Source organism: Mycobacteriales bacterium, from assembly GCA_036497565.1.
In the GTDB taxonomy this organism is placed as follows: domain Bacteria; phylum Actinomycetota; class Actinomycetes; order Mycobacteriales; family QHCD01; genus DASXJE01.
Genome location: DASXJE010000036.1, coordinates 1 through 5,404 on the forward strand (window position 1 = coordinate 1; position 5,404 = coordinate 5,404).

Consider the following 5,404-nt stretch of genomic DNA (forward strand, 5'->3'; position numbering starts at 1 on the left):
TCCGAAAGGTGATCCCGTTGGCTCGCCACATCTCTTCCGTGGTCTCCGGCCGTCCCGTCGCCGGCGGTACCCGCCTCGAATCGCGCAATCCGGCGAACACCGAGGAGATCGTCGCCACGGTCGAGCTCGGGACCGACGACACCTTCGTCGACGCCTGCCGCGCCGCGCGGGACGCGCAATCCGCCTGGGCCGACGTACCGGCGCCGGTACGCGGCCGCGCGATCGCCCACATCGGCCGGCTCGTCGAGGACAACGCCGAGGCCCTCGCCCGGCTCGTGACCCGGGAGATCGGCAAGCCCTACCAGGAGGCGCTCGGCGAGGTCCGCGAGATCGTCGACACCTGCGACTTCTTCCTCGGCGAGGGCCGCCGGCTCTACGGACAGACCGTGCCGAGCGAGATGCCGGACAAGGCGCTGTTCACCTTCCGCAATCCGGTCGGCGTGGTCTCGGTCATCACCGCCGGCAACTTCCCGGTCGCGGTGCCGTCCTGGTACCTCGTGCCCGCACTGTTGTCCGGCAACACGGTCGTGTGGAAGCCGGCCGACTACTCACCCGCGTGCGGTCAGGCGCTGTACGACCTCTTCGTCCGCGGCGGCGGGCTGCCGGACGGCGTACTCAACCTCGTCCTCGCCGACGGGCAGCAGACGTTCAGCGGGCTGGAACGCGCGCTCGACGACGGCCTCGTCGACAAGGTCGGGTTCACCGGGTCTTCGGCGGTCGGCGCGGAGATCGGTGCCCTGACCGGGCGGCACCTGCAGTCCGCGTGCCTGGAGCTGGGCGGCAAGAACCCGATGGTCGTCACGCCGAGCGCGCCGCTCGACCTTGCCGTCGAAGGTGCGCTCTTCTCCGGGTTCGGCACCGCGGGACAGCGGTGCACCTCGCTGGGCACGGTGATCGTGCACGAGTCGATGCACGATGAATTCCTCACCCGCTTTGCGGCCGCGACCAAGGAGGCCCGGATCGGCGACCCGTTGCAGGACGTCGTTTGCGGGCCGATGCTGGACCAGAAGTTCGCCGACCGCTTCGAGGACTATCTGGGCTGGATCGCGCCGCACCACAAGGTATTGGGCTCCTCGGGCACCGGCCGGATCACGACGGCGAACCCGCGGGAGGGTTTCGTCGGCGATCCGTCCGCCGGGATCTACTACCACCCGATGATCGTCGACGGCGTCCAACCCGACGACGAGATCTTCCGGGTCGAGACGTTCGGCCCGATGGTCGGCGTCACGAGCTACTCCACCCTCGATCAGGCGATCGCGTTGGGCAACGCGCCGGGCTACGGCCTCTCGTCGTCGATCTACACGAACGACCCGGCAGAGGTGTTCGCCTTCCGCCGGGGGATCTCGGCGGGAATGGTGAGCGTCAACAACTCGACCTCCGGCGCCGAGGCGCACCTGCCGTTCGGTGGCAACGGCAAGTCGGGCAATGGCAGCCGGCAGTCCGGGATCTGGGTGCTCGACCAGTTCACCCGCTGGCAGGCGATGAACTGGGACTACTCGGGCCGGCTGCAGAAGGCACAGATGGATGTCGCCGACCTGGTCGGTGACGCCGACTTCCGGCTGGACGGTTGATGGCCCCAGCGCTCCGCGGGCCATCCGACGAAGCGGTCGACCGGCACTTCGTCGAGGTCGCGGCGGCCCTCGCCGCCGGACGCCCTCGTGACCCACGTGGGCCGGTGCGCGCGGGAACCGGGCTGACCGGCGAGCAGGCGCTGGCGCTCTTCGACGCGCAGCTCGGCAGCCGCCATCTCGATCTCGTCGCGCGACAGCTGCGGGCGGACGGCCTGAGCTTCTACACGATCGGGTCGGCCGGGCACGAGGGCAACGCGGGCGTCGCCGCGGCGCTGCGACCCACCGACCCGGCGCTGCTGCACTACCGCTCCGGCGGTTTCTACCTCGCCCGCGCCGCGCAGGTGACCGGGTCCGATCCCGCCCGCGACGTACTCCTCGGGCTGGTCGGCTCCGCCGACGAGCCGATCGCGGGCGGGCGACACAAGGTCTTCGGCAACCACGCCCTCGCCGTCATCCCGCAGACCTCGACGGTCGCCTCGCACCTTCCCCGCGCGCTCGGCGTGGCGTTCGCGATCGACCGGGCGAAGAAGCTGGGCGTGCCCTGCGAATGGCCCGTCGACGCGATCACCGTGTGCAGCTTCGGCGACGCGTCGGCCAACCATTCCACCGCCACCGGCGCGATCAACGCCGCCGCGCACAGCGCCTATCAGCGGCTGCCGATCCCGCTGCTGTTCGTCTGCGAGGACAACGGTCTCGGGATCAGCGTGCGGACGCCGGAGAAGTGGATCGAGGCGGCGTACGGCGACCGCCCCGGACTGAAGTTCTTCTCCGCGGACGGCTGCGACGTCGCCGCGGTCTACGACGCCGCGCAGGCGGCTGCCGACTTCGTCCGGCAGCGCCGGGCCCCGGCGTTCCTGCACCTGCGGATGGTGCGCTTCCTGGCGCATGCCGGCAGCGACGCCGAGGTCGGCTACCGTACGCCGGCCGAGCTCGCCGCCGACCTCGCCCGCGATCCGCTGCTCGTCACCGCACGACTGCTCGTCGACGCCGGTGTGCTGACGCCGGACGCCGTCGTCGATCGTTACGAAGACACTCGAGCCGCAATCGCCACGCTCGCCGAGGATGCCGTCACCCGGCCACGGTTGCGCAGTGCCGAACAGGTGATGGCGCCACTCGCGCCGCGGCACCCCGACGCGGTCGCCGCGGCGGCGGTCCGGGTCGCCGACCGGGCCGTGCGCGAGCGGGTCTTCGACGGAAAACTGCCCGAGTCCCAGGGCCCGCTCACCCTCGCCGACGCGATCAATCGCGGGCTGGCCGACGGCCTCGCGGCGCGGCCGGGCATGCTCGTCTTCGGCGAGGACGTCGGGCGCAAGGGCGGCGTCTACGGGCTCACCCGGCGGTTGTCCGGCGCCTTCGGCGTCGGGCGGGTCTTCGATACGCTCCTCGACGAGCAGTCGATCCTCGGTCTCGCGCTGGGCGCGGGGCTGTCCGGCCTGCTTCCCGTCCCGGAGATCCAGTACCTCGCCTACCTGCACAACGCCGAAGACCAGATCCGCGGCGAGGCGGCCAGCCTGCAGTACTTCTCCAGCGGTCAGTACCGCAACCCGATGGTCGTGCGGGTGCCCGGCCTCGCCTACCAGAAGGGTTTCGGCGGGCACTTCCACAACGACAACGCGGTCGGCGCGCTGCGCGACATCCCCGGCCTCGTCATCGCCGCGCCGGCCCGTCCCGACGACGCGGCGGCGATGCTGCGCACCTGCCTCGCCGCCGCGGAGACCGACGGTGCGGTGTGCGCGTTCCTCGAACCGATCGCCTTGTATCACCTCCGCGATCTGTACGAGGAAGGCGATCGCGGCTGGCTCGCGCCGTACCCACCGCCCGACCGGTGGGGCGCGGCGCACGTCCCGATCGGCCGCGGCCGGGTCTACGGCGAGGGTGCCGACCTCACCATCGCCACCTTCGGTAACGGGCTCTACCTCTCGCTGCGGGTCGCCCGACGGCTCACCGAATCGGGGATCGGGGTGCGGGTGCTCGATCTGAGATGGCTGGCCCCGCTTCCCGTCGACGACATCCTGCGCGAAGCGCGAACCACCGGGCGGATGCTCGTCGTCGACGAAACGCGGCAGTCCGGCGGCGTGGCTGAAGGCGTGCTCGCCGCGCTCGTCGATGCCGAATTCGACGGGCGGATGGCACGGGTCGCCAGCCGGGACAGCTTCGTACCCCTCGGCGACGCCGCGCAACACGTCCTCGTCGACGACGCGACGATCGAAAAAGCGGCCCGGCGCCTGCTGCACTAGCCGGAAATGCCGTCGTGCGGGGGGAAATCGGACGGTCAAACCGATCAGGAATCGAGAAGCACGGGCCGCGGACCCGCAGCTAGCGTGACCGTCATGGACATCGCACCAGACCCTACGACTGCAGGAGTGAGACCATGACCGGCTCGTCCACCCAGGGAATCAAGGTTGTGCTGCATCCCGTTTCCGACCTTGCCAAAGCCAAGGATGTCTACACCGCCCTGCTCGGCGTTGCACCGCAGGGCGATGAGTCCTACTACCTCGGCTTCGAGGCCGCGGGCCAGCACATCGGGCTGGTGCCGGGCGGTGGTCCGCAGGCCATGAGCTCACCGGTGACCTTCTGGCAGGTGGCGGACATCGAGGCGAAGCTGGCCGAGGTGACCGCCGCGGGTGCCACGCTGAAGGAGGCCCCGCACGACGTCGGTGGCGGCCGCCTGGTGGCCACGGTCACCGACCTCGACGGCAACGTGCTGGGGCTGCTTCAAGACCCGTGAGGCCGGCTCCCAATTCCCCGCTCGGCGTCGTCCCGACGCCGAGCGGGGCTGTGCAAGGCTCGGCCCAGCCCGACAGATGGAGACACGATGAGCAAGGCCACGAGGACCAAGCGGGCCGACCCACGGTCGACTGCGCCGCACCTTGCCGACAGCCACGATCTGGTCCGCGTGCAGGGCGCGCGGGTGAACAACCTCAAGGACGTCAGCGTCGAGATCCCGAAGCGCCGGCTCACGGTGTTCACCGGCGTCTCCGGCTCGGGCAAGAGCTCGCTGGTGTTCGCCACGATCGCCGCGGAGTCCCAGCGGATGATCAACGAGACCTATAGCGCCTTCCTGCAGGGCTTCATGCCGACGCTGGCCCGGCCCGAGGTCGACGTCATGGACGGGCTGACCACCGCGATCATCGTCGACCAGGAGCGGATGGGCAGCGACCCGCGTTCCACGGTCGGGACCGCAACCGACGCCAACGCGATGCTGCGCATCCTGTTCAGCCGGCTCGGCAAGCCGCACATCGGCTCACCCCAGGCGTTCTCCTTCAACGTCGCCTCGATCAGCGGCGCCGGCGCGGTCACGATGGAGCGCGGCGGCCGTACGACGAAAGAGCGGCGCAGCTTCCGCATTCTCGGCGGCATGTGTCCGCGCTGCGAGGGCCGGGGCGCGGTCAACGACATCGACCTCACCCAGCTCTACGACGACAGCCTTTCGCTCAACGACGGCGCCCTCAAGATCCCCGGCTACAGCATGGAGGGCTGGTACGGCCGGATCTTCGGTGGCTGCGGATTCTTCGACCCGGACAAGCCGATCAAGAAGTTCACGAAGCGACAGCTGGGTGACCTGCTGCACAAGGAACCGACCAAGATCAAGGTCGACGGCATCAACCTCACCTACGAGGGGCTGATCCCGAAGATCCAGAAGTCGATGCTGTCCAAGGACGTCGACTCACTGCAGCCGCACATCCGCGCCTTCGTGGAACGGGCGGTCACCTTCACCACCTGCCCCGACTGCGACGGCACCCGGCTCAGCAAGGAAGCCCGGTCGTCGAAGATCAACAAGATCAACATCGCCGATGCGTGTGCGATGCAGATCAGCGATCTCGCGGAGTGGT

The 5,404-nt window shown here is 69.8% G+C and carries 4 protein-coding genes; all 4 read left to right on the top strand.

Annotated features, from left to right (window positions below; all coding sequences use genetic code 11):
* Positions 1 to 1,571: aldehyde dehydrogenase family protein (locus VGH85_03435; GenBank protein ID HEY2172844.1), on the top strand; the 1,571-nt coding region annotated here is incomplete at its 5' end.
* Positions 1,571 to 3,808 carry a thiamine pyrophosphate-dependent enzyme gene (locus VGH85_03440; protein HEY2172845.1) on the top strand — a complete coding sequence of 746 codons (2,238 nt, stop codon included), beginning with the start codon at positions 1,571 to 1,573 and terminating at the stop codon, positions 3,806 to 3,808. The genes VGH85_03435 and VGH85_03440, both read left to right, overlap by 1 nt.
* Positions 3,809 to 3,942: 134 nt before the next feature.
* Positions 3,943 to 4,299 carry a VOC family protein gene (locus VGH85_03445; protein ID HEY2172846.1) on the top strand — a complete coding sequence of 119 codons (357 nt, stop codon included), beginning with the start codon at positions 3,943 to 3,945 and terminating at the stop codon, positions 4,297 to 4,299.
* Positions 4,300 to 4,386: 87 nt separating this feature from the next.
* On the top strand, positions 4,387 to 5,404 hold a 1,018-nt coding region (locus VGH85_03450), incomplete at its 3' end, for an excinuclease ABC subunit UvrA (protein HEY2172847.1).